This is a genomic window from Chitinophaga ginsengisoli (assembly GCF_003014595.1).
Lineage (GTDB): Bacteria > Bacteroidota > Bacteroidia > Chitinophagales > Chitinophagaceae > Chitinophaga > Chitinophaga ginsengisoli.
This window is the reverse complement of the sequence record NZ_PYGK01000046.1, coordinates 1-1718: the sequence shown is the minus strand read 5'-3', so window position 1 is coordinate 1718 and position 1718 is coordinate 1. Positions and strand designations below refer to the sequence as shown.

The window sequence follows — 1718 nt, the reverse complement described above, 5'->3', positions numbered from 1 at the left end:
CTCTTTATTTTTAGTAAAAAAAAGGACGAAAAAATATCTTGGAACCATGATTCTTAGTAAATTAAGTCATGGCAAGAGGTAAAACATTATCAGTAGTATTTAAGAGTAACTACCAGAATCAGGGGATGCTGTTACCACCAGATATTAATGATCTGATCCCCCAGAACCATCCGGTAAGAACTGTAAATGATGTTCTTGAGAGAGTAGATATCAGCGAGCTTGTACGCCAATATAAGCCAGGAGGAACGAGCAGCTATCATCCCCGGATGTTATTGAAAATACTGGTCTACGCCTACATAAATAATATATACAGCAGTCGCAAAATAGAGGAGGCTGTTAGCCAACACATCCATTACATGTGGCTCAGCGGGATGAGCACTCCAGATCACAACACGATCAATCGTTTTAGAGGCAAACGTTTACAAAAGAGTCTGCAACCAATATTTACACAAGTAGTCCTTTTGCTGTGCGAAGAAGGTTTACTAAGCATAAAAGACCTGTACACAGATGGAACTAAAATAGAAGCCAATGCTAACAGGTATACCTTTGTTTGGGGCAATGCTATCAAGCATCATAAAGAAAAAATTAAACAACAATTAAATGAATTGTGGCAATACGCTCAGAGTGTAGCTGCTTCCGAACTTGATGATACAGATCCTTCAGGTTTTGATAAAATAGATAAAGAGAAGGTAAGCCAGACCATAGAAAAAATCAATGAGGCACTAAAGGGAAACAAGTCTGCGGATAAAAAAATAAAGCAAAAGCTCACTTATGCTAAGCACCACTGGCCATCTGCACTTGAAAAATATGAACAGCAAGAGAAAGTACTAGATGGGCAAAGAAGTAGCTATAGTAAAACTGATCCTGATGCCACCTTTATGCGGATGAAGGAAGATCATATGAAAAACGGACAATTAAAACCGGCTTACAATGTACAGATCAGTAGCAATAACCAATTTATAGCCTCTTATAGTGTTCATCAACAAACCACTGATACTAATACCCTTATTACTCATCTTCAGAATCATATACGTCAGTTCCGTATTAAACCTAACACAGTAACAGCCGATGCGGGTTACGGAAGCGAACAGAATTATCAATGGTTGGAAAACAAACGAATTACAGGCTATGTAAAACATAACCAGTTTGATAGAGATCAAAATAATCGGTTACGTAGTAAAAAGCCTTACACAGTGGATAAATTGGAATATGATCCAGTGAAGGACCGTTACTATTGCCCTACAGGCAAACCCATGAAAAGGCTTGGTTCGTTCACCTCTCAAAGTCGCACTGGATACGAACAGACCATTACTCGTTATCAGGCCAAGAACTGCGATGGATGCCCTTTAAGAGGCGAGTGTCATCAGCAGAAGGGAAATCGAATAATCGAGGTTAACCATAATTGGAATCGACTAAAACAGAAAGCTACTAAGCGATTAAAGACCAAACGGGGTATCCAAAAACGTAAACAGCGCTGTTTTGACATTGAACCCGTGTTCGCTAATATCAAACATAACCACCAGTTTAAGCGCTTCATGCTTAGAGGCATTGACAAAGTCAACATTGAGATAGGATTGTTGGCTTTAGCCCATAACCTAAGAAAGAAAGTGGCTTAAAAAGCCCAAATAATACTCAAATATCTGCCCAATATCTATATAATACACTATACCGCATTCCAGCTAGATTTGTCCCAGATAAATAACAATCAATATATAGCA

The 1718-nt window shown here is 38.6% G+C and carries 1 protein-coding gene; it reads left to right on the top strand.

Translation table 11 applies throughout. The annotated features are described in order from the left end of the window. The first annotated feature begins 68 nt into the window (after positions 1-68). The gene (locus CLV42_RS33590; RefSeq protein ID WP_106606324.1) at positions 69-1616 is read left to right on the top strand and encodes an IS1182 family transposase; all 1548 of its coding nucleotides are present in this window, start codon (positions 69-71) and stop codon (positions 1614-1616) included. The last annotated feature ends 102 nt before the right edge of the window (positions 1617-1718 follow it).

Excerpts from the sequence above, each read along its gene's own strand:
- CLV42_RS33590 (WP_106606324.1), top strand. The coding sequence starts at position 69 with ATGGCAAGAGGTAAAACATTATCAGTAGTATTTAAGAGTAACTACCAG.